The organism is Pseudomonas sp. SIMBA_067, from assembly GCF_046534675.1.
In the GTDB taxonomy this organism is placed as follows: domain Bacteria; phylum Pseudomonadota; class Gammaproteobacteria; order Pseudomonadales; family Pseudomonadaceae; genus Aquipseudomonas; species Aquipseudomonas putida.
In genome coordinates, this window is record NZ_JAWRYH010000854.1 from 1 (window position 1) to 255 (window position 255).

Annotated in this window: 1 protein-coding gene; it reads left to right on the forward strand. The window is 40.4% G+C overall.

Annotated elements, in window-relative coordinates; all coding sequences use genetic code 11:
* On the forward strand, positions 1-255 hold a 255-nt coding region (locus tag SB765_RS31620), incomplete at both ends, for a DnaB-like helicase C-terminal domain-containing protein (RefSeq protein ID WP_410932754.1).

A 255-nucleotide genomic window follows, 5' to 3' on the forward strand; every position in this document is an offset into this window, starting at 1 on the left:
CTGAAAGTAAAGTATTTAAAATTGCTGAGCAGCGTACAAAAAGTAGTGAAGGCCCACAAAGCATTCACAACATACTTGAAAAAACCGTTGATAAAATAGAAGAGCTTTATCAATCACCAGAAGATGGTGTGACCGGTGTTAGCACGGCTTATGCTGATCTTGATAAAATGACTACAGGCTTGCAGCCATCTGATTTAATTATTGTGGCAGCGCGTCCATCAATGGGTAAAACCACTTTTGCGATGAACCTTGCTG